This window comes from Sporacetigenium mesophilum DSM 16796, from assembly GCF_059569055.1.
The window spans coordinates 137153-157180 of sequence record NZ_JCANUR010000004.1; the positions used below are offsets into that span (position 1 = coordinate 137153).

The following is a 20028-nucleotide window of genomic DNA, read 5'->3' on the forward strand; positions in this document are numbered from 1 at the left end:
ATATAATATAAAATAAACCTTTACTATATAGTAAGGGTTTATTTTATTTGAGTAAGTTACCTGTTTTTTAATACCGCTTAAGACATGAGGCTAGTGAATTTTACACAAACAATATTTAAGTAAATATAAATATTGTTCAGTTATTTACTGTTAAATTATATTAATTAATGATAAAATGTACTTATAAATAAGAATTTAATTTAGGAGTGATAATTTGAGAACTATATATATAAACGAAATAATAAAAGTAGTTAGGGATATGTGTATAAATGCCAATATAAACTTAGGACGAGATGTTATAAATTCAATAAAAGAAAATAAAGAAAAAGAAGAAAGTAAAATAGGGAGAGATATATTAGACATACTTATAGAAAATAGTAAAATAGCAAAAGAAAAGAAGATACCTATATGTCAAGACACTGGTATGGCTGTATTCTTTGTTGAAATAGGACAAGAAGTTATAATAAGTGGTGGAAGTATAACTGATGCTATAAATGAAGGAGTACGCCAAGGATATAAAGAAGGATACTTGAGACAATCAGTTGTAGATCCTATACTTAGAAAAAATACCAATGATAATACTCCAGCGATTATACACTATGATATAGTTGAAGGTGATAAGATAAAAATAAAATTTGCTCCCAAAGGTTTTGGAAGTGAAAATATGAGCAAAAGCAAAATGCTAAAGCCGTCAGATGGTATAGATGGAATACGCGATTTTGTAATAGAAACTGTAAGTATTGCTGGTCCTAATCCATGCCCTCCAATAGTTGTTGGGGTTGGGATAGGAGGGACTATTGATAAAGCTGCACAAATAGCTAAAAAAGCTTTATTTAGACCAATAGGAAGTCACAATGAATCTGAACATATAAAAGAATTAGAACTAGATTTGTTAAAAGAATTAAATAAACTAGGCATAGGGCCTCAAGGTTTTGGTGGAAACACAACAGCATTAGCTGTTAATATAGAAACATTCCCAACTCATATAGCAGGACTTCCTGTTGTAGTAAATATAAACTGTCATGCATCAAGACATGAAGAGATAATACTGTAAAAGGAGATATACATATGAGCAAAATTAAAAAGATAAACTTGCCTATAAATGAAGATACTATTAAAGAGTTAAAATGTGGGGATATGGTAAGTATAAGCGGGGTTATATACACTGCTAGAGATGCGGCGCACCAAAGGCTTATAAACTCTATAAATAAAGGAGAAAATCTTCCTTTTGATATAAAAGACCAAATAATATATTATGTAGGCCCTACACCAAATAAACCTGATGAAGTTATAGGATCTGCAGGACCTACAACTAGTTATAGAATGGATGACCTGACTATACCTCTACTAAAACTCGGACTAAAAGGTATGATAGGTAAAGGGTCTAGAAGTGATATTGTCGTAGAGGGTCTTAAAGATTATAACGCTGTTTATTTTGCAGCTATAGGTGGAGCTGGTGCATATATATCAAACTCAATAACATCATCAAATATTATAGCTTATGAAGATTTAGGAGCAGAGGCAATAAGAAAATTAGAAGTTATTGATTTTCCAGCTATAGTGGCTATAGACTGTAATGGAAATAGTATATATAAACTAGGTAGAGAAAAATATAAAAAATAATATATAGAAAATGAAACTAGAGAGGAGAAACTAAATGAAAGATTATTCACAATTAGCCTTAGAATTACATAAAAATCACAAAGGTAAAATAGAGATAAAAAGCAAAGTAGCAGTTGAAAATAAAGATGATTTATCAATTGCATATACTCCAGGGGTGGCACAACCATGTCTTGAAATAGCTAAGGATAAAAACTTAGCATATGAATATACATCAAAGTCAAATTTAGTAGCAGTAGTAAGTGATGGAACTGCAGTTTTGGGCCTTGGAGATATAGGAGCAAGTGCATCAATACCAGTGATGGAAGGAAAGGCAGTACTTTTTAAAAGTTTTGCAAATGTAGATGCATTCCCTATATGTTTAGATACTAAAGATGTAGATGAAATAGTAAGGACTGTTAAATTACTTGAACCGGTATTTGGAGGAATAAATTTAGAAGATATAGCAGCTCCTAGATGTTTTGAAATAGAAAATCGATTAAAAGAAGAACTAGATATACCTGTGTTTCATGATGATCAACATGGCACTGCTATAGTTGTAGTTGCAGGCCTTATAAACTCACTAAAACTTACTAATAAAAAAATAGAAGATATTGAAATATTAGTAAATGGAGCTGGATCTGCAGGAATAGCTATATCTAAGCTGTTATTAAGTTTAGGTGCAAAAAATATAGTATTATGTGACAAAACAGGAGTTCTTCATAAGGGAAGCGAAGATTTAAACTGGGCACAAAAAGAAATTGTTGAAACAACAAATAAATATAATGAAAAAGGAACATTAAAAGAAGTAATAAAAAATAAAGATGTGTTCATAGGTGTTTCAGGTCCAGGAGTGTTAACTAAGGAAATGGTACAAAGTATGAATGAAAAAGCTATAATATTTGCTATGGCAAACCCTAACCCAGAGATAATGCCTGAAGATGCAAAAAATGGTGGAGCATTTATTATAGGTACTGGAAGATCTGATTTCCCTAATCAAGTAAACAATGTTCTTGCTTTCCCAGGAATTTTTAGAGGGGCATTAGATGTAAGAGCTAGTGAAATAAACGAAGAAATGAAAATAGCAGCAGCATATTCTATAGCAAATTCTATAAAAGAAGAAGACCTAAATGTAGATAATATACTTCCAAAGGCATTTAACAAAGAAGTTGCTATTAATGTAGCTAATGCAGTTAAAGAAGCTGCGATAAAAACTAATGTAGCTAGAATATAACAAATAAAGGGGTTGTTCCATAAGGAATAACCTCTTTATTTGTTCAAAAATGTAGTAATTTAGAATCATTATAGTATATAATAGATATAAAAGCGGGGTGATTAAATATGTGGATTGATTTTTTAAGTTCTTGGATATTTTGGGCAATATTAGGCTGTGCACTATTAATAATAGAAATGTTTACAACTAGTTTTATATCTATATTTTTTACTATACCAGCTTTCATAACAGCTATAATAGCATTCTTTGTAAAAGATTTATCAGTTCAAATATTTATATTTGCCATACTAGGATTAATAAGCATAGTATTTGGAAGACCGATATTACAAAAGCATTTTAAGGTAAATAAAACAATTAAACATTCAAATATATATGCTATTATAGACAAAAAAGGATTAGTAACAAAAACTATACAAGCTCACGATTATGGACAAGTAAGAGTTAGTGGAGAAGTATGGACTGCTAAAAGTGAGTTAGGAAACACTATAGAAGTAGGATCAAAAGTAATTATAAAAAAAGTTGAAGGCGTAAAGGTATCAGTGATTTTAGATAAATAATTAAATAATTAAGAGGAGGAAACAAAAATGCTTTATATAGTTTTATTTATATTATTATTAGTTGTTGTATTTGCATCATTATCTATTAAGATAATACAACAGTCAGAGGTTCTTATGATAGAAAGACTTGGAAAATATCACAAAACAGCTCAATCAGGTCTTAACTTTGTAATTCCTATATTAGATAGGGTTGTTAAAAAAATAGATTTAAGAACTCAAGTTATAGATTCACCACCACAACCGGTTATAACTAAAGATAATGTAACTATGAACATAGATACAGTAGTATATTATCAAATAACTGATCCATTTAAAGCAACTTATGAAATAGCAAGTTTAGTACAAGCTATAAGATACTTAACTACAACAACGTTAAGAGATATAATAGGAACATTAGAATTAGATAAGACATTATCTTCAAGAGATGATGTAAATAATAGACTTCGTGTGATATTGGATGAAGCAACAGATAGATGGGGAGTAAGAGTAGAAAGAGTTGAGATAAAAAATATAGAACTTCCAGAAGACATAAGAGAAGCTATGGAAAAACAAATGCGTGCAGAAAGAGAAAAGAGAGCGATGATACTTCAAGCTGAAGGTACAAAGCAATCATCAATAACAGAAGCACAAGGACATAAAGAATCTCAAATATTAAGAGCTGAAGCTGAAAAACAATCTGCCATACTTAGAGCAGAGGCAGAAAAAGAAGCTCAAGTAAGAAGAGCAGAAGGTGAAGCAGAGGCTATAAAACAAGTAGCAGAAGCAGAAGCTGATAAGATAAAATTTATATATGATGCATTAAAAAGTGCTAATATAGATGAGGCCATGTTATCAGTTAAGTATATAGAGGCTCTAAATGAAATGGCTAAAGGAAATAATAAAGTATTTATACCTTATGAGTCTAAAGGCCTATTAGGAAGTATAGGAGCTATAAAGGAAATAATAAACGAAGATAAAAATAAATAAAAAATAAAATATAATTTTAAAAAATACAAAGGTATTTAAGTGTTAATATAGAAGTTTAATAATAAGGAAGATAAGGCTGCTAAATATGTAGTCTTATTTTTTATTTTAAATAATTTAATGCAAAATTGGATAAAATTATAAATACAAAACTATTTAAAGGAGGTGACATTATGAAAAAGTTATTTTTTTTAACACTAGTAATTTTATTGTCTATTTTAGTCTTTGATGGATATAGTAATTATAAAACTACTAGTCTTTTAGTAGATAGTGAAAGCCAAATAACACAAAGATATAAACAAGAAGTTGATAAATTGGAATTATATTATGATAAAAAAATACAAGGACTTATATCAATAGCAGCAAGAGAATATAAATCACTACCAGAAGAAAAACAAAATAAAACTTCTAAAATGAAAATAGGATTCAAATATATGGATAAAATAAGCGACATTGAAGATCAGTGTGATAATGAAGTAGAAAAGTTACTTGCAAATATGGAAAAAGAACTCAATAGCTTAGGATCTAAAGAAAATACTATAAAAAATAAAGTAAAAGAAGTTACAGATTATTATAAGGAAAAGAAAGAAGAAAGAAAAGAATACTATATAAAAGAGGCAAATCAATAATAAAGAGAGCATATAAGTGCTCTTTTTTAATTGTAATAAATCAATATAATATGATGCACAGATGGAGATAATAAGTATATCATATTTGATTAAAAATAACTCGAATTATGTAGAAAATGGTTGTAAAAAGTGTTGCATACTATAAATAGTGTATGATATTATTTAGGTAACCGGTTAAGTAAATCGGTTACCTAAATGGAGGAGATATAATTGACTATAACAATTAAAGATATAGCTAATTTAGCTGGAGTTTCTAAAACGACAGTTTCAAAAATAATAAATAATAAAGATCAAAGCATAAGTGAGGCAACCAGACAAAAGGTATTAAATTTAATGAAAGAATATAATTATGTTCCAAATAAGTTAGCACAAAGTTTGGTTACAAAGAAAACTAAAACTATTGGCCTTATAATTCCAGATATACGAAACCCATTTTTTACTGAAATAGCAAGAGGGGCTGAAGATAAGGCAAGTAAAGAAGGATATAATCTAATTTTTTGTAATACAGATGATAAAGTTTCTAAAGAAGAAATTTACTTAGATATGTTAGTAGAAAAAATGATAGATGGAATAGTATTTGCACCATCATCAAAGTCAAGTAGTGAAGATAAAAAATATAAAAAAATAAAAGTTCCTATAGTTTTAGTTGACAAAAATATAAACATAGAAAACGTAAAAGGAACTGTTAAAGTTGACAACTTACAAGGTACTTATGAAGCTACTGATCATTTAATAAAAAGTGGTCATAAAGACATACTATATTTATCAGGACCTTTAGAAAATGATATCTCAATAGAGAGATTAAATGGATATAAAAAAGCTTTAAAAGAAAATGAAATAACATATAGACAAGATTACATTATAGAAGGTCATTATAGTACAAGTTGGGGTCAAGAAATAATAAATGAAATTGCCAATAGTATAAATTATAGTGCTATATGTTGTGCCAATGACTTAATAGCAATAGGTGCAATAAGGGCCCTAAAAGAAAATAATAAAAAAGTTCCAGAGGATATAAGTGTTATAGGGTTTGACGATATAAATATAGCAAATATTATAGACCCGCCTTTAACTACTGTAAAACAGCCAGCCTATGAAATTGGATATAAATCTGCACAACTCCTTATTGATGTGTTAGAAAATAGGTGCGATAACATACAACACACAGTATTTACACCAGAATTTATAATAAGAAACTCAACTACGAAGAAGAAAATATAATAAGACTCTTCTATAAAAGGAGGAAAACAATGAAAAATATATGTGTAATAGGTAGTCTTAACATGGACTTAGTAGTAAATGTAGATAATATGCCTAAAAAAGGACAAACAATAATAGGAAATAGTTTTAAGGAAGTGCCTGGGGGCAAAGGTGCAAATCAAGCGGTTGCAATAGCAAAACTAAATGGTAGTGTCAAAATGGTAGGAAAAGTAGGAAATGATGGATTTGGACAAACTCTAATAAATGCCTTAGATAAAGACAATGTAAATACGGATTATATTAAAACAGATGATATATCAACAGGTGTAGCACTTATAACTGTAGATAAAAATGCAGAAAATTCAATAGTTGTAGCACCAGGTGCAAACTATAAACTAAAAGAAGAAGATATAGATGAATGTATAGATGCAATAAAAACAAGTGATATAGTAGTAGTTCAACTAGAAACTCCTATTAATACTATAAAATATGCTCTTAAAAAAGCTAAAGAATTAGGTAAATACACAATATTAAACCCAGCGCCTGCAGTTAAATTAGAAGATGAAATAATAAAAAATGTAGACTTATTAACACCAAATGAAACCGAACTTGAAATATTAAGTGGAGTTAAAATAAATAATGAAGATGATATACAAATAGCTTCAAAGGTTATGATAGAAAAAGGAGTTAAAGAACTTATAGTAACTCTAGGATCTAAAGGAAGCTTATATATAAATAAAGAAAATTATAAATTCAAAAAAGCATATAAGGTAGATGCAATAGATACAACTGCAGCAGGTGATAGCTATACAGGAGCACTTGCAGTAGCTTTATCCCAAGATAAAAACATAGAAGAAGCTATGGATTTTGCATCAAAGGTAGGTGCACTTTGTGTAATGAAAGAAGGAGCACAAATTTCACTTCCAACACTTAAAGATGTAGAAAATTTCAAGGAGGTTTAAACATGAAAAAATCTATATTAATAAATAGTGATATATCTTATGTTGTGTCTAAAATGGGACATACAGACAGTATAACTATATGTGATAGTGGACTTCCTATACCAAAAAATGTTCAAAGAATTGATTTAGCACTGAAAAAAGGTATACCGTCATTTATTGATACCTTAGATACAGTACTTGAAGAATTAAAAGTTGAAGAAGTTATAATAGCTTGTGAAATGGAAGAAATGAATAATGATCTATACAATGAGATAGTTAAAAGATTTAAAGATATAAAAATTACTAAAGTAAATCATGAAAATTTTAAAAGTTTAACAAGAGAATCAATGGCAATAGTTAGAACTGGAGAATATGCACCGTATGCTAACATAATACTAAAATCTGGCGTAGTTTTTTAAAAGAGGTGAGACAAATATGAAACCTATACTTCAAATGAAAGATATTATAAAGGTATTCCCAGGGGTTAAGGCCCTAGATGGAGTTAACTTAGAGTTACATACAGGTAGTGTTATGGCCCTACTTGGAGAAAATGGAGCAGGAAAATCTACACTTATGAAGATACTAAGTGGAGTTTACAAAAAAGATGGCGGAGAAATATACTACGAAGGAAAACTTGAAGATATAAAAGGACCTAAAGATGCTCAAGGTAAGGGTATAGCGATAATACATCAAGAGCTTAATCTAATACCTCATCTTACTATAGGAGAAAATATATTTTTAGGAAGAGAGCCTAAAACTGCATTTGGAAATATTAATTGGTCTAAGTTATACAGAGAATCAGATGAATTACTAAAAAAACTTAATGTAAACAGAAGTTCTAAAGAATTATTAGGGTCACTAAGCTTGGGACAACAACAGATGATAGAAATAGCAAAGGCGCTGTCTTTAAATGCTAAGATAATAATAATGGATGAACCAACAGATGCACTTACAGATAAAGAAACAAAAAGTTTATTTGAAGTTATAAATGAACTTAAAAAAGATGGAAAAGCAATTGTTTATATATCTCACAGATTAAAAGAAATATTTGAAATATGCGATGATATAACAGTACTTAGAGATGGTAAATATGTAGGTGAAGAAAAAGTTACTAACTTAACTGAAGATAAAATAATAGAAATGATGGTTGGTAGAAAGCTTACAGAACAATTTCCAAGAACAGATACAAAAATAGGAGATGTAGTATTAGAAGTTAAAAACTTATCGAATGAGTATATAAATAATATATCTTTTAATGTGAAAAGTGGAGAGATATTAGGAATAGCAGGACTTATGGGATGCGGAAGAACGGAACTTGCTAAAACTATATATGGACATATCAAAAAACAAAGTGGAGAAATTTATATAAATGGAAATAATATAGAAAATAAATCGGCAAAAGATGGTTTATATAATGGTATAGCATATGTATCTGAAGATAGAAAGGGAGATGGTTTAATTCTTGGTCTTTCAGTAAAAGAAAATATGACTATATCATCACTAGATAAGCTTATAAGTACGGGAAGAATAGATAAGACAAAAGAAAATAAAGAAGTAAAAGATTATATAGGAAAAATGAATATAAAAACTCCAAGCCAAAATCAAATAATAAAGAATTTAAGTGGAGGAAATCAACAAAAAGTTGCAATAGGCAAAGCTCTTATGACAAATCCTAAGGTTTTAATACTTGATGAGCCGACTAGAGGGGTAGACGTAGGGGCTAAGAAGGAAATATACGACCTTATAAATGAGTTCAAAAAAGAAGGGAAAGCAGTAATTATGATATCTTCTGAAATGCCAGAGATACTTGGAATAAGTGATAGAGTTTTAGTTTTAAGTGAAGGAAAAATATCAGGTGAATTTGATATAAAAGATGCAACTCAAGAAAATATAATGAAAAGTGCTGTTGGCACAAAGGAGGTATAATAATGAGCAAGAGTTCAGTTGAAAATAAAGGTTCAATTATAGACCTTTTAATAAAATATAAATCTCTTATAGGATTGTTAATATTGGTAATAATAGTATCTATATTAAGTCCGACTTTTTTTACTGTTCCAAACTTATTAAACGTATTTAGACAAACATCTATAAATGCTATTATAGCAGCAGGTATGACATTTGTTATATTAACTGGTGGAATAGACTTATCTGTTGGGTCAATACTTGCTTTTAGTGGCGCAGTAGCAGCTAGTATGTTGGCATCAGGAAGTAGTGTTATAGTTGCGACTATCGTTGCTGTTGTAATAGGTGCTGTATCAGGATTTGCTAATGGAATAGTAATAAGTAAAGGAAAATTACAACCATTTATAGCTACTCTTGCTACTATGACAATTCTTAGAGGTTTAACATTAGTATTTACTAATGGAAAGCCTATAGCAATAGGAACATCAAACAACGCTATATCATTTGGGAAAATAGGTGGAGGTCAGGTCGCTGGAATACCAACTCCAGCTATAATAATGGTATTAGCATTTGCAGTATGTTTTTATATATTAACTCAAACTAAAATGGGAAGATACGTATACGCCCTTGGTGGAAATGAAGAAGCAACTAAATTATCAGGCCTTGATACTGACAAAATAAAAACTTATGTTTATACAATAAGTGGTATATTAGCAGCAATAGCAGGTGTTATAGTTACAGCTAGATTATATTCAGCTCAGCCAACTGCAGGTAGTGGATATGAACTTGATGCTATAGCAGCAGTTGTTTTAGGTGGCACAAGCTTATCAGGTGGACAAGGTACAATAATAGGTACAGTTATAGGTGCATTAATAATAGGAATATTAAACAACGCACTTAATATACTTGACGTGTCATCGTATTACCAAATGATAGTTAAAGGTATAGTAATACTTATAGCAGTGTTATTAGATAGAAAAAGATAATCTGACTTAAAAGCCGAAGCTTTTATGTATAAAAATTTAATGAAAAAGGAGATTAACTAATGAAAAAGATTTTTTCAATGTTAATGGTTGCAGTACTTGCACTAGGTGTTTTAACAGGTTGTGCACAAAAAGAAGGTTCTTCTAATAATGAAGGTGGTAAAAAAATAGGTTTAGTAGTATCAACTTTAAACAATCCATTCTTCGTATCTTTAAAAGAAGGTGCTGAGGCTAAGGCCAAAGAATTAGGTTATGAGCTTGTAGTTTTAGATTCACAAAACGACCCAGCTAAAGAATTATCAAATATGGAAGATTTAACAACTAAAGGTGCTTCTTTAATAATGTTAAACCCAGTTGATTCAGATGCAGCGGCAGCTTCAGTTCAAGTAGCAAATGGAGCTAATATACCAGTTATAACATTAGATAGAGCTGCTAATGGTGGAGAAGTTATAACTCACATAGCTTCTGATAACGTAGCAGGTGGAAAAATGGCTGCTGACTACTTAATAGAAAAATTAGGTGGAAATGGTAAATTAATAGAATTAGAAGGTATACCAGGTTCTTCAGCTGCAAGAGATAGAGGTAAAGGTTTTGAAGATGGTATAAAAGGAAGTAAATTAGAATTAGTTGCTAAACAACCAGCTGATTTTGATAGAACAAAAGGTTTATCAGTAATGGAAAACTTATTACAAGCTAACTCTGATATAGTTGCTGTATTTGCACAAAATGATGAAATGGCTTTAGGAGCTTTAAAAGCTTTAGAAGATGCTGGTAAATCTAATGTATTAGTAGTTGGATTTGATGCAACTGATGACGCAGTAAAATCTGTAGAAGAAGGGAAAATGGCTGCTACAGTAGCACAGCAACCAACATTAATAGGAGAATTAGGTGTTGAAAGTGCTGATAAAGTAATAAAAGGTGAAGCTGTTGAAAAATTCGTTCCAGTTGAATTAAAGTTAGTAACTAAAAAATAAATATAGCTAATTTATTAAAAAGGCTGCCCAAAAGGCAGTCTTTTTAGTTTTTGAGCAAGATACCATCTGGTCGTTGGCGACATGAGCTCAGCGAATTTTCTCAATAAATAGTCTCTATTTATTATTTTATGAATACAATATTAGGGGGTGAGTATATGTGGGGTATTTGGCTTATTATAGGTTGTGTACTTTTTATAGTTGAAATTACAACAGCTTCATTTTTTACAATTTTCTTTTCCATAGCAGCATTTCTAACGATAATTGTTTCACTTTTTGTAGATAACATAGTAATTCAAATAATAGCATTTTGTGTATTATCAACAATAGGATTACTAAAAGGAAGATCAGTACTTGAGAATTACTTTAAAGTAAATCAGGAAGTTAAATCATCAAATGTAGCTGCTCTTATTAATAAAGTAGGAGTTGTTACAAAAAAGATACAGCCTCATGAATATGGTCTAGTTAAGATAGAGGGAGATACATGGACTGCTAAAAGCAATTTAGAAGAAACTATAGAAGAAGGTCAAATGGTTATAGTAAAAGATATAGAGGGCGTTAAATTATTAGTAGAATTATTTAAGGAATATTAAAAAGGGGGAAAAATAATGGGCATTATAACATCTTTGGTTCCAATTTTCTTTACAATGTTATTGGTAATAGTAGTTGTAGTATTAGCATTATCGTCAATTAAAATAATACAACAATCTGAGGTTTTGATGATAGAAAGATTAGGTAAATATCATAGAACAGGTCAATCTGGACTTAATTTCATAATTCCAATACTAGATAGAGTTGTTAGAAAAATAGATTTAAGAACCCAAGTTATAGATTCGCCACCACAACCTGTTATAACTAAAGACAACGTTACTATGAATATAGATACAGTAGTATATTATCAAATAACTGACCCATTTAAAGCGACTTATGAAATAGCTAATTTAGTTCAGGCTATAAGATATTTAACTACTACCACTGTAAGAGATATTATAGGTACAATGGAGTTAGATAAAACTCTATCATCAAGAGATGATGTAAATAATAGACTTCGTGTAATTTTAGATGAAGCAACAGATAAATGGGGATTAAGAGTAGAAAGGGTAGAAATAAAAAACATAGAACTTCCAGAAGATATAAGAGAAGCTATGGAAAAACAAATGCGTGCAGAACGTGAAAAGCGTGCTATGATACTTACCGCAGAAGGTAAGAAGCAGTCTGCTATAACAGAAGCACAAGGGCTTAAAGAATCTCAAATACTAAAAGCAGAAGCTCAAAAACAAACCACTATATTGGATGCAGAAGCTGAAAAAGAATCAAAGATAAGAAGAGCAGAAGGAGAAGCAAATGCTATAGAAAAGGTAGCAGAAGCAGAGGCATCTAAAATAAAGTTTATATATGATGCGTTAAGAAATGCTGATATCGATGAATCTATGCTAGGTGTTAAATATATAGAAGCTTTACATGAAATGGCAAAAGGAAACAATAAAGTATTTATACCTTATGAATCAAAAGGTTTATTAGGAAGTATAGGAGCAATAAAAGAAATAATAAACGAAGATAAAAAATAATTAAAAATAATAAAGTGAGTTAGAAATTTCTAACTCACTTTTATATTTTTGTAGTTTATTAATATTTTTATAATTATTATCCTATGAATATTGATATACAATAATATATTCCCTCATCATTTCTAGATATCCCTATTCCTACATATTGATATTTAGGACTTAGTATAAGCTTTCTGTAGTTAGGAGAACTTAACCAAGATTTTACTAAAGCATCTGGTTTATTAAAGCCCTTATATATACTTTCTCCAGCATATTTATATTCTATTTTAAATTTATCTAACATATCAAAAGGGGACCCATATATGGGAGAAATATGATTAAAGTATTTTATAACAGCCATATCATCACATTTTAAAATTGCTATATGGTTAAGGTCAGAATTCATATCTATGGTTTTTAAATAAGATTTTTTTCTTTCTTTATTAATAAGTCCTACAATTTCTTTTTGAAAACAATCTATATTAAAACCTTTAATTCTATTAATATATACATTATATACAAATTCAGTAATACAAAAAATAATTATGATGATAAATATTGTAATTAAAATTAAAGTAACTATAATCTCCTTATACATTTTAAATAAATATCCTCCTTATTATAAAATAGTAAAAGAAGATTATAATTGTTACATATTTTAGTTTTTGCTTTGTTTTTTTATCTTGTGTAAATAACTTTCAGTTGGAAGTATTTGAACATTTGCATCACTAGTGCGACCTGTTTCTTTTGCATAATCAACTAATGCAACGATATCTTTATATGATTTTTTGGCTCCTCTTATTAATAAAGGAACACCTATAAAATCTATTTTCATCCAACGAGAAGTTAATCCACCAAATGTCATAGGTAATGGAACTGTAGGTGATGTATTAGTAAATACAACTTGATCATTTAATATATGTTCTTCTTGGAGTCTTTCGGACATACTGTATAAACCAGGAACCAAATATTTAGATCTACCTCTTCCAATTGTATATACTTTATTTCCATCTTCATCTATTCCTTTAAAAATTAATTTTCCAAAATCTTTTCGAGTCAATTTATTAAAATCATTAGTATTTAGTATTTCTTCTTTTGTTGGTTCGCGATTAGGATCTAATTTTTTTAGATGGTAGGCTGCAGCAAGTGCTGAGGAGTGAGTACCACCATAGCAATTATAAATATAAATCATTAATACAACCTCCAATATTTCTATATTATAGAAATATTATTTACATTAGCTACTAAAATTATTTATTTAAGGTAAAAATATAACTCTAAATAATTCTCTAGGGCCTACATTCGGTCTATTCACAGCTAAAGGTCCATTCATCACATTAATTCCTACAATTTGTCTGCTTCCAGCAGTTTGTATCGCTATTCTATTATCATTAGTCAAAATATAAATATTAAAGGTTTCAAAAATTCCTATTTGAGTAGCTTCATCAACTAAAATACTTCCACCACCATTAACTGCAGTTACATATCTATCATTTGCAGTTAAGATACCTGCCTGATTAGACTTTATATATTCAAATCTAAATGTTTCGTATTGGCCTACAGAACTTGCACCAGATAATAAAGGGCCACCACCAGGCGTTGCTGATACATAAGTTCCATTTGATGCTTGTAGGGCTATATCTTTACCAGAAATAGACTGAGTATATTCATCTAATTGTGGAGCATCAGCTAAAAACAAAAAGTCAAATAAAGCCCTTGGTTCTACAGTATTTCCTATAGCCTCTAAAGTCCCAGTTGTAGTATTCAAATATACATATTTTCCGTTTGGCGCCTTAATAGACACCTTGTTTATAAGTCCAGGAACTTCTATTATTATAGAAAAACCTATAGGTGTAACTGAAGTTGCCTCAAGTATATTAGTTTGTGGATTTATAGTTACAAAACGCAAATCAAAAGCTTGAAGGGCTATAGTGTTATCTGGAAGAATAATTGGAACAAACTTTACTAATGTAGTCAATATATTTCTTGTCGCTACTAATAATCCACCGAGGCCTCTTTCTACTTCTACATACATGCCATTACTGGCACGAAATCCAATTTCCATTTTATCAACTCCTATATATTATTAACTTATTTTATAATATGAAGTTAGTTATTATATAAGTTACACATATATAAATAAAGTTTTCCAAAATATTAGATGTATTATATGATAAAATTATAGTTAAATAATAAATTGAGGTGATATTATGATAAGACATGCTAAAAAAGAAGATTCTAAAAAAGGCTCAATCTTAATAGAAAATGCAATTCATGATATAGCAAATATGTTAACTGGAAAAGATGAACACAATGAAGTAATAGAAGGCTTGAGATACTATTTTGAAAGAAAAAGAAACAGATTAAGTCATGAAAATATAATAGTAAAAGAAATAAATGGTGAAGTAGTAGGCCTTGTTTTATCTTATCATGGAAAAGATGCACATATTATAGATAAGCCTATAGAAGATAAAGTAAGAGAAATAAAAAATGACCCAGAATTTAAAGTTGATAAAGAAGCAGACATAGATGAATATTATATAGATACATTATCTGTAGATGAAAAATATCAGGGGAGAGGCATAGCCAAAGAACTTATAAAATCTGTAGAAGAAAAAGCCAAAAATTTAAAATATAATAAGTTAGCACTATGCGTAGACGTAGAAAATTATACAGCATTTAATTTGTATAAAAAACTGGGCTATGAAGTGGATAAGGATATATATATAAACGAAAAGAAATACTATCATATGGTAAAGTACATTGATTAATTTCAAAAATAATATAACATAATGAATTTATAATAGTAATATAATTTAATAAATTTATGGCAATGGAGAAAAGGTAAGGCCTATAAACTTAATGTATTAAGTTTATAGGCTTTTTTGCATTTTTAAAAACACAAAACTTTATATAAAAATAAAATGGGGGTAAAAATATGTACGATATAGCAATAATAGGCGGTGGAGTTATAGGGTGTAGTATAGCAAGGGAATTATCAAAATATAAATTTCAAACGGTAATATTAGAAAAAGAAACGGAAGTATGTAAAGGAACAACAAAAGCTAATAGTGCTATTATCCACGGAGGATATGATGCAAAAGAAGAAACTTTAAAAGCTAAACTAAATGTTAAAGGAAATAAAATGTACACAAATTTGTGTAAGGAGTTAAATGTAGAATTTAAAAGAATTGGATCTTTAGTAATGGCTTTTGATGAAGAAAATATGAAAACTCTAGATATACTTTATAAAAAGGGGTTAGCTAATGGTGTAGAGGGCCTTAGACTAATAACTGATAAAAATGAAATTAATATTTTAGAACCTAATATAAATGATAATGTTATAGGACTATTACTTTGTGAAAGTGCTGGTATAGTTTGTCCATTTGATCTAAATTATGCTCTTATAGAAAATGCTATTAATAATGGAGTAGAGTTAAAGACTGAGCATGACGTTATAAACATAGAAAAACAAGAAAATTATTTTGATATATATACAAATAAAGGAATTATACAATCTAATTATGTCATAAATGCAGCAGGAGTATATGCAGATGAAATAAACAAAATGATTGGTGGAGATGAATATTGTATAATACCTAGAAAAGGAGAATACAGAGTTTTAGATAAATCAGAATCTAAAAAGATAAATCATATATTATTCCAATGTCCAAGTAATATAGGAAAAGGTGTACTGATAACTCCAACGGTATACAATAACGTATTACTTGGACCAACAGCAGTAGAAGTAGAATATAAAGAAGATATATTAGTATCTGATTGTTCATTAGAATTTATATCTAATTCAGTTCAAAAAATAATACCTAAAATAGATACGCTCAAGACTATAAAGTCTTTTGCAGGACTTCGTGCAACTCCTAATACTAAAGAATTTATGATATTTGCATCAAATAAATGTAGGGGATTTATAAATGTTGGAGGTATAGAATCACCAGGATTAACAGCAGCTCCAGCTATAGCAGAATATGTAATTCATATATTAAAAAATGAAGGGTTAGAACTTATACAAAATACAAACTTCAATCCTTATAGAAAGAAGGCTAAACCATTTAGAAATATGAATAAAGAAGAAAGAGAAGAAGTTGTAAAACTAGATGAAAAATACAATGAAATAATATGTAGATGTGAACAGGTCACCGAAGCTGAAATAGTAGATGCTATTCATAGGGCAGCAGGTGCAAAAACCGTAGATGGTATAAAAAGAAGAACAAGATCAGGAATGGGAAGATGCCAAGGTAGATTTTGTGGACCGAAAGTAGTTGAGATATTAGCTAGAGAATTAAATATATCTATAGAAGATGTTTTAAAAAAATAAAGAAAATTAAAATGATATTAGGAAATATACAGAATTTGCTTTAGTTTAAATTTATTTAAAAGCTACATATTACAAATAATTATTACACATAATATATTTGAACCGACAGGTTACATAAAATTAAAGGGAGGTATTTACTATGCATAATATAAACAAAAGTATAGGATGTACAGTTTCAGAATGTAAGTATCATGCTAAACAAGATAATTTCTGTTCACTAAACCAAATAAAAGTTGTTAAGCATGAAAATAAAGCTAAATCAGTTGAATGTACAGATTGTGGTAGTTTTGAAGCAGATAATTCAATGAGATAGTAATATGTAAGTTGCTAAGAGAAATCTTAGCAACTTTTTTATTGTAAAAAAGTTATTAAACTAAAAAATATCTAATATAGTTTATTAAGAGTAAAATATTTAGTGTAAGGGGTAAAATAATGAACTATATAAAAACATACATAGTACATATATTATTTGGATTATGTTCCACTGTACCAATTGGATTTACAAACTTTTTAGTAGCTTTATTACTAGCCGGTCAAAGACCGTTAACTATAAACGGTATATCATCTTTAATAGCTCTTTTATCTTGGGGTTTTTATGGATATTTATGTGGAAAATACAAAGATAAGTCATTTATAAAATTTAATATTGGATTTTGGACTATAGGTATATTTGTAGTGATACTTAGTATTTGGATAAAAACAGGGCCAGATGCAATTATGACTATTTTAGGATTTTTATCTATTGTTTACATAGGTCCCATTTATGGATTATCATATTTTGTTTGGGGTATGAGTAAAAACATAGTATTTTTAATAATCGGGGTATTAATACATTTTATTATGGGAATTATAGGATATAAAATGGGGAGAATAAAAGACAACGGGAATAAATAATTCTACGTTGTCTTTTATTTTAAAAGAATTATTTATTCAAATTACTAAAATGTTAGATTGTTAAATTGTTTACAATACTGTAAAAAATTGTTATAATTTGAGTGGAAAATAAACAAAGGAAGGTGAATTATGAGTACAAATCAAAAGAAAAACAAAATTTCTTTCCCTTCAGCTTATACTGTTATATTAATAGTAATGATTCTTGTAATGGGTCTTACTTACTTAATACCAGCAGGTAAATATTCTAAGCTTACTTACGATGGGGAAATAAACAAATTTGTAGTAGAATCTCCAGTTGGAGATATGAAAGAGTATGATGCTACGCAAAAAACTTTAAATGATTTAGGTGTAAATACACAAGTTGAAAAATTTACAGATGGATCAATATATAAGCCAGTTGCAATACCAGGAACTTATGAAAATGTTGAAAGAGAATCACGAACTTTAATAGGTGCAATAGTTCAACTAATAAATGCTCCTATACAAGGACTATATGATTCAATAGATATAATAGCATTCGTGTTAGTAATAGGTGGTTTAGTTGGAGTTGTAAATCATACTGGTTCATTTACAGCAGGAATAAATTCATTATCAAGATCATTAAAAGGCCATGAAAAATGGTTAATAGTTATAATAACTTCATTAATAGCTTTAGGAGGAACGACATTTGGACTTGCTGAAGAAACTATAGCTTTTTATCCAATAGTAGTGCCTGTATTCTTAGCTGCAGGATATGATGCCATAGTGGCTATAGCAGCTATATACATAGGTTCATCTATAGGGTCTATGGCTTCAACAGTAAATCCATTCTCAACTATAATAGCTTCCAACACAGCAGGTATAAACTGGACAGATGGAATGGGATTAAAAGTAGCTATGTTATTAATAGGTACTATAATATGTATAATATATATAATAAGATACGCTGAAAAAGTTAAGAAAGATCCTACTAAATCTTTGGTATATACACAAAAGAAAGAAATAGAAGAAAGATTTTTATCAGAGTATGACGAGTCAAATATACCAGATTTTAATATAAGAAGAAAAATAATGTTAATATTATTTGCCGGTGCATTTGGAGTTATGATATATGGAGTTAAGGAATTAGGTTGGTGGTTCCAAGAAATGACGGCCTTATTCTTAGGAGTTACATTATTAATGATATTTTTTGCTAAGCTTGATGAAAAAGAATTCGTTGGAGAATTTGTAAGAGGTGCATCAGAGCTTTTAGGTGTTGCACTTATTATAGGTTTAGCACGTGGTGTTACTATAGTAATGGATGCTGGTATGATAAGTGACACTATATTAAATGGATTAAGTAATGTAGTTTCTGGAATGAGTGGAGTATTATTCTCTACAACTATGTTTATAGTTTACAATATATTAGGATTCTTTATATCTTCTTCATCTGGACTTGCAGTTTTATCTATGCCAATAATGGCTCCTCTAGCAGATGTAGTTGGAGTAGGAAGAGATGTAGTTGTAAGTGCTTATCAATATGGATTAGGTTTAATAAGCTTTATAACACCAACAGGATTAATACTTGCATCATTAGCTATGGTTGATATAACTTATGATAAGTGGCTAAAATTTGTTATGCCTCTTGTAGGTATAATTGCAGTTTTATCTATATTAGTATTAGGTATAGGCGTTATGATGTAACTATAAGTAAAACCTCTAAAGAACTTCTTTAGGGGTTTTTTGCTGTCTTTATAATCTATATAAAGTAACATAATTATTTATCTAGGCATAAAATAATTTAGCAAGTAATTATAGCTTGCACAAAACTAGATAAAGAAAAGGAGAATATAATGTATTATAATATGATGAATCCTTATTATTACAACTATATTGCACAAAGACAACAAAATGGAGAAGGTTTTACTAACCAATTACCTGGTGGAAATCAAGTACCTAGTGGAGGAATATTATATGTACCTGGGATGGGATATATGACTTTATTACCTGGAACAACTATATTTATTCCAGGGATTGGCTACATGACTTTTACTCCAACAATGACTGCAAACATGATAAATCAAATAGGAGCAGGAATGCCAGGAATGCCACAAATGCAACCACTAGGAGGAGGAGCAGGAGAAGTAGGAACATCACCACAAGGTGGAGGAATGGGAACATCACCAGGAATGGGAGGAATGGGAACATCACCACAAGGTGGAGGAACAGGGACATCGCCACTAGGAGGAGGAACAGGGACATCGCCACTAGGAGGAGGAACAGGGACATCGCCACTAGGAGGAGGAACAGGGAC

At 29.5% G+C, this 20028-nt stretch carries 23 protein-coding genes; 20 read left to right on the forward strand and 3 right to left on the reverse strand.

Features of this window, described 5'->3' with window-relative positions:
• Positions 1–214 precede the first annotated feature (214 nt).
• From BS62_RS05810 to BS62_RS05875, 14 genes are all read left to right on the forward strand, one after another.
• Positions 215–1054, forward strand: a complete 840-nt coding sequence (locus BS62_RS05810; RefSeq protein WP_496490309.1) for a fumarate hydratase — start codon at positions 215–217, stop codon at positions 1052–1054.
• Positions 1055–1077: 23 nt separating this feature from the next.
• Complete coding sequence (locus BS62_RS05815; RefSeq protein ID WP_496490335.1) at positions 1078–1623, forward strand: Fe-S-containing hydro-lyase; 546 nt, start codon at positions 1078–1080, stop codon at positions 1621–1623.
• 34 nt (positions 1624–1657) lie between these two features.
• The gene (locus tag BS62_RS05820; RefSeq protein WP_496490310.1) at positions 1658–2833 is read left to right on the forward strand and encodes an NAD(P)-dependent malic enzyme; all 1176 of its coding nucleotides are present in this window, start codon (positions 1658–1660) and stop codon (positions 2831–2833) included.
• A gap of 107 nt (positions 2834–2940) precedes the next feature.
• Positions 2941–3390: an NfeD family protein gene (locus BS62_RS05825; protein ID WP_496490311.1), complete on the forward strand. Its 450-nt coding sequence runs from the start codon at positions 2941–2943 to the stop codon at positions 3388–3390.
• Between the two features lie 27 nt (positions 3391–3417).
• On the forward strand, positions 3418–4356 hold the full coding sequence (locus BS62_RS05830) for an SPFH domain-containing protein (RefSeq protein WP_496490312.1): 939 nt from the start codon (positions 3418–3420) through the stop codon (positions 4354–4356).
• A gap of 170 nt (positions 4357–4526) precedes the next feature.
• Complete coding sequence (locus tag BS62_RS05835) at positions 4527–4982, forward strand: hypothetical protein (protein WP_496490313.1); 456 nt, start codon at positions 4527–4529, stop codon at positions 4980–4982.
• Between the two features lie 210 nt (positions 4983–5192).
• A complete protein-coding gene (locus BS62_RS05840) occupies positions 5193–6203 on the forward strand; it encodes a LacI family DNA-binding transcriptional regulator (RefSeq protein WP_496490314.1) in 1011 nt (336 codons plus the stop codon).
• A 29-nt stretch (positions 6204–6232) separates the two neighbouring features.
• Positions 6233–7144, forward strand: coding sequence for a ribokinase (gene rbsK, locus BS62_RS05845; protein ID WP_496490315.1), 912 nt, complete (start codon positions 6233–6235; stop codon positions 7142–7144).
• Positions 7145–7146: 2 nt separating this feature from the next.
• Positions 7147–7542: a D-ribose pyranase gene (gene rbsD, locus BS62_RS05850; RefSeq protein ID WP_496490316.1), complete on the forward strand. Its 396-nt coding sequence runs from the start codon at positions 7147–7149 to the stop codon at positions 7540–7542.
• Positions 7543–7558: 16 nt separating this feature from the next.
• Positions 7559–9049 carry a ribose ABC transporter ATP-binding protein RbsA gene (gene rbsA / locus BS62_RS05855; protein ID WP_496490317.1) on the forward strand — a complete coding sequence of 497 codons (1491 nt, stop codon included), beginning with the start codon at positions 7559–7561 and terminating at the stop codon, positions 9047–9049.
• A 2-nt stretch (positions 9050–9051) separates the two neighbouring features.
• The gene (gene rbsC / locus BS62_RS05860; RefSeq protein WP_496490318.1) at positions 9052–10011 is read left to right on the forward strand and encodes a ribose ABC transporter permease; all 960 of its coding nucleotides are present in this window, start codon (positions 9052–9054) and stop codon (positions 10009–10011) included.
• Between the two features lie 59 nt (positions 10012–10070).
• A complete protein-coding gene (rbsB, locus tag BS62_RS05865; protein WP_496490319.1) occupies positions 10071–10982 on the forward strand; it encodes a ribose ABC transporter substrate-binding protein RbsB in 912 nt (303 codons plus the stop codon).
• Between the two features lie 155 nt (positions 10983–11137).
• Entirely contained in the window at positions 11138–11572 is a 435-nt protein-coding gene (locus tag BS62_RS05870; protein ID WP_496490320.1) for an NfeD family protein, read from the forward strand.
• 15 nt (positions 11573–11587) lie between these two features.
• Positions 11588–12547, forward strand: coding sequence for an SPFH domain-containing protein (locus BS62_RS05875; RefSeq protein WP_496490321.1), 960 nt, complete (start codon positions 11588–11590; stop codon positions 12545–12547).
• Positions 12548–12623: 76 nt separating this feature from the next.
• On the opposite strand, the gene BS62_RS05880 is transcribed toward BS62_RS05875, so the two are convergent.
• The 3 genes from BS62_RS05880 to BS62_RS05890 form a co-directional block, all read right to left on the reverse strand.
• Positions 12624–13124 carry a CAP domain-containing protein gene (locus BS62_RS05880; protein WP_496490322.1) on the reverse strand — a complete coding sequence of 167 codons (501 nt, stop codon included), beginning with the start codon at positions 13122–13124 and terminating at the stop codon, positions 12624–12626.
• A gap of 60 nt (positions 13125–13184) precedes the next feature.
• Entirely contained in the window at positions 13185–13718 is a 534-nt protein-coding gene (locus BS62_RS05885; protein WP_496490323.1) for a DUF3189 family protein, read from the reverse strand.
• 66 nt (positions 13719–13784) lie between these two features.
• Positions 13785–14591, reverse strand: a complete 807-nt coding sequence (locus BS62_RS05890) for a fascin domain-containing protein (protein WP_496490324.1) — start codon at positions 14589–14591, stop codon at positions 13785–13787.
• A 145-nt stretch (positions 14592–14736) separates the two neighbouring features.
• Between BS62_RS05890 and BS62_RS05895 the strand changes: the two genes are divergently transcribed.
• The 6 genes from BS62_RS05895 to BS62_RS05920 form a co-directional block, all read left to right on the forward strand.
• Positions 14737–15297: a GNAT family N-acetyltransferase gene (locus BS62_RS05895; protein ID WP_496490325.1), complete on the forward strand. Its 561-nt coding sequence runs from the start codon at positions 14737–14739 to the stop codon at positions 15295–15297.
• 167 nt (positions 15298–15464) lie between these two features.
• Entirely contained in the window at positions 15465–16862 is a 1398-nt protein-coding gene (locus BS62_RS05900; RefSeq protein ID WP_496490326.1) for an NAD(P)/FAD-dependent oxidoreductase, read from the forward strand.
• A gap of 139 nt (positions 16863–17001) precedes the next feature.
• Positions 17002–17175 (forward strand): DUF1540 domain-containing protein, encoded by a 174-nt coding sequence (locus BS62_RS05905; protein WP_496490327.1) that lies wholly within the window; start codon positions 17002–17004, stop codon positions 17173–17175.
• Positions 17176–17294: 119 nt separating this feature from the next.
• Positions 17295–17756, forward strand: coding sequence for a hypothetical protein (locus tag BS62_RS05910; protein ID WP_496490328.1), 462 nt, complete (start codon positions 17295–17297; stop codon positions 17754–17756).
• A gap of 129 nt (positions 17757–17885) precedes the next feature.
• Positions 17886–19418 carry a YfcC family protein gene (locus BS62_RS05915; protein WP_496490329.1) on the forward strand — a complete coding sequence of 511 codons (1533 nt, stop codon included), beginning with the start codon at positions 17886–17888 and terminating at the stop codon, positions 19416–19418.
• A gap of 149 nt (positions 19419–19567) precedes the next feature.
• Positions 19568–20028: hypothetical protein (locus tag BS62_RS05920; RefSeq protein WP_496490330.1), on the forward strand; the 461-nt coding region annotated here is incomplete at its 3' end.

Coding starts and splice junctions, on each gene's coding strand:
- BS62_RS05905 (WP_496490327.1), top strand. CDS start 17,002: ATGCATAATATAAACAAAAGTATAGGATGTACAGTTTCAGAATGTAAG.
- rbsD (WP_496490316.1), top strand. CDS start 7,147: ATGAAAAAATCTATATTAATAAATAGTGATATATCTTATGTTGTGTCT.
- BS62_RS05885 (WP_496490323.1), bottom strand. CDS start 13,718: ATGATTTATATTTATAATTGCTATGGTGGTACTCACTCCTCAGCACTT.
- BS62_RS05825 (WP_496490311.1), top strand. CDS start 2,941: ATGTGGATTGATTTTTTAAGTTCTTGGATATTTTGGGCAATATTAGGC.
- BS62_RS05835 (WP_496490313.1), top strand. CDS start 4,527: ATGAAAAAGTTATTTTTTTTAACACTAGTAATTTTATTGTCTATTTTA.
- BS62_RS05820 (WP_496490310.1), top strand. CDS start 1,658: ATGAAAGATTATTCACAATTAGCCTTAGAATTACATAAAAATCACAAA.
- BS62_RS05895 (WP_496490325.1), top strand. CDS start 14,737: ATGATAAGACATGCTAAAAAAGAAGATTCTAAAAAAGGCTCAATCTTA.
- BS62_RS05915 (WP_496490329.1), top strand. CDS start 17,886: ATGAGTACAAATCAAAAGAAAAACAAAATTTCTTTCCCTTCAGCTTAT.
- BS62_RS05875 (WP_496490321.1), top strand. CDS start 11,588: ATGGGCATTATAACATCTTTGGTTCCAATTTTCTTTACAATGTTATTG.
- rbsC (WP_496490318.1), top strand. CDS start 9,052: ATGAGCAAGAGTTCAGTTGAAAATAAAGGTTCAATTATAGACCTTTTA.
- rbsA (WP_496490317.1), top strand. CDS start 7,559: ATGAAACCTATACTTCAAATGAAAGATATTATAAAGGTATTCCCAGGG.
- BS62_RS05910 (WP_496490328.1), top strand. CDS start 17,295: ATGAACTATATAAAAACATACATAGTACATATATTATTTGGATTATGT.
- rbsK (WP_496490315.1), top strand. CDS start 6,233: ATGAAAAATATATGTGTAATAGGTAGTCTTAACATGGACTTAGTAGTA.
- BS62_RS05900 (WP_496490326.1), top strand. CDS start 15,465: ATGTACGATATAGCAATAATAGGCGGTGGAGTTATAGGGTGTAGTATA.
- BS62_RS05880 (WP_496490322.1), bottom strand. CDS start 13,124: ATGTATAAGGAGATTATAGTTACTTTAATTTTAATTACAATATTTATC.
- rbsB (WP_496490319.1), top strand. CDS start 10,071: ATGAAAAAGATTTTTTCAATGTTAATGGTTGCAGTACTTGCACTAGGT.
- BS62_RS05870 (WP_496490320.1), top strand. CDS start 11,138: ATGTGGGGTATTTGGCTTATTATAGGTTGTGTACTTTTTATAGTTGAA.
- BS62_RS05830 (WP_496490312.1), top strand. CDS start 3,418: ATGCTTTATATAGTTTTATTTATATTATTATTAGTTGTTGTATTTGCA.
- BS62_RS05890 (WP_496490324.1), bottom strand. CDS start 14,591: ATGGAAATTGGATTTCGTGCCAGTAATGGCATGTATGTAGAAGTAGAA.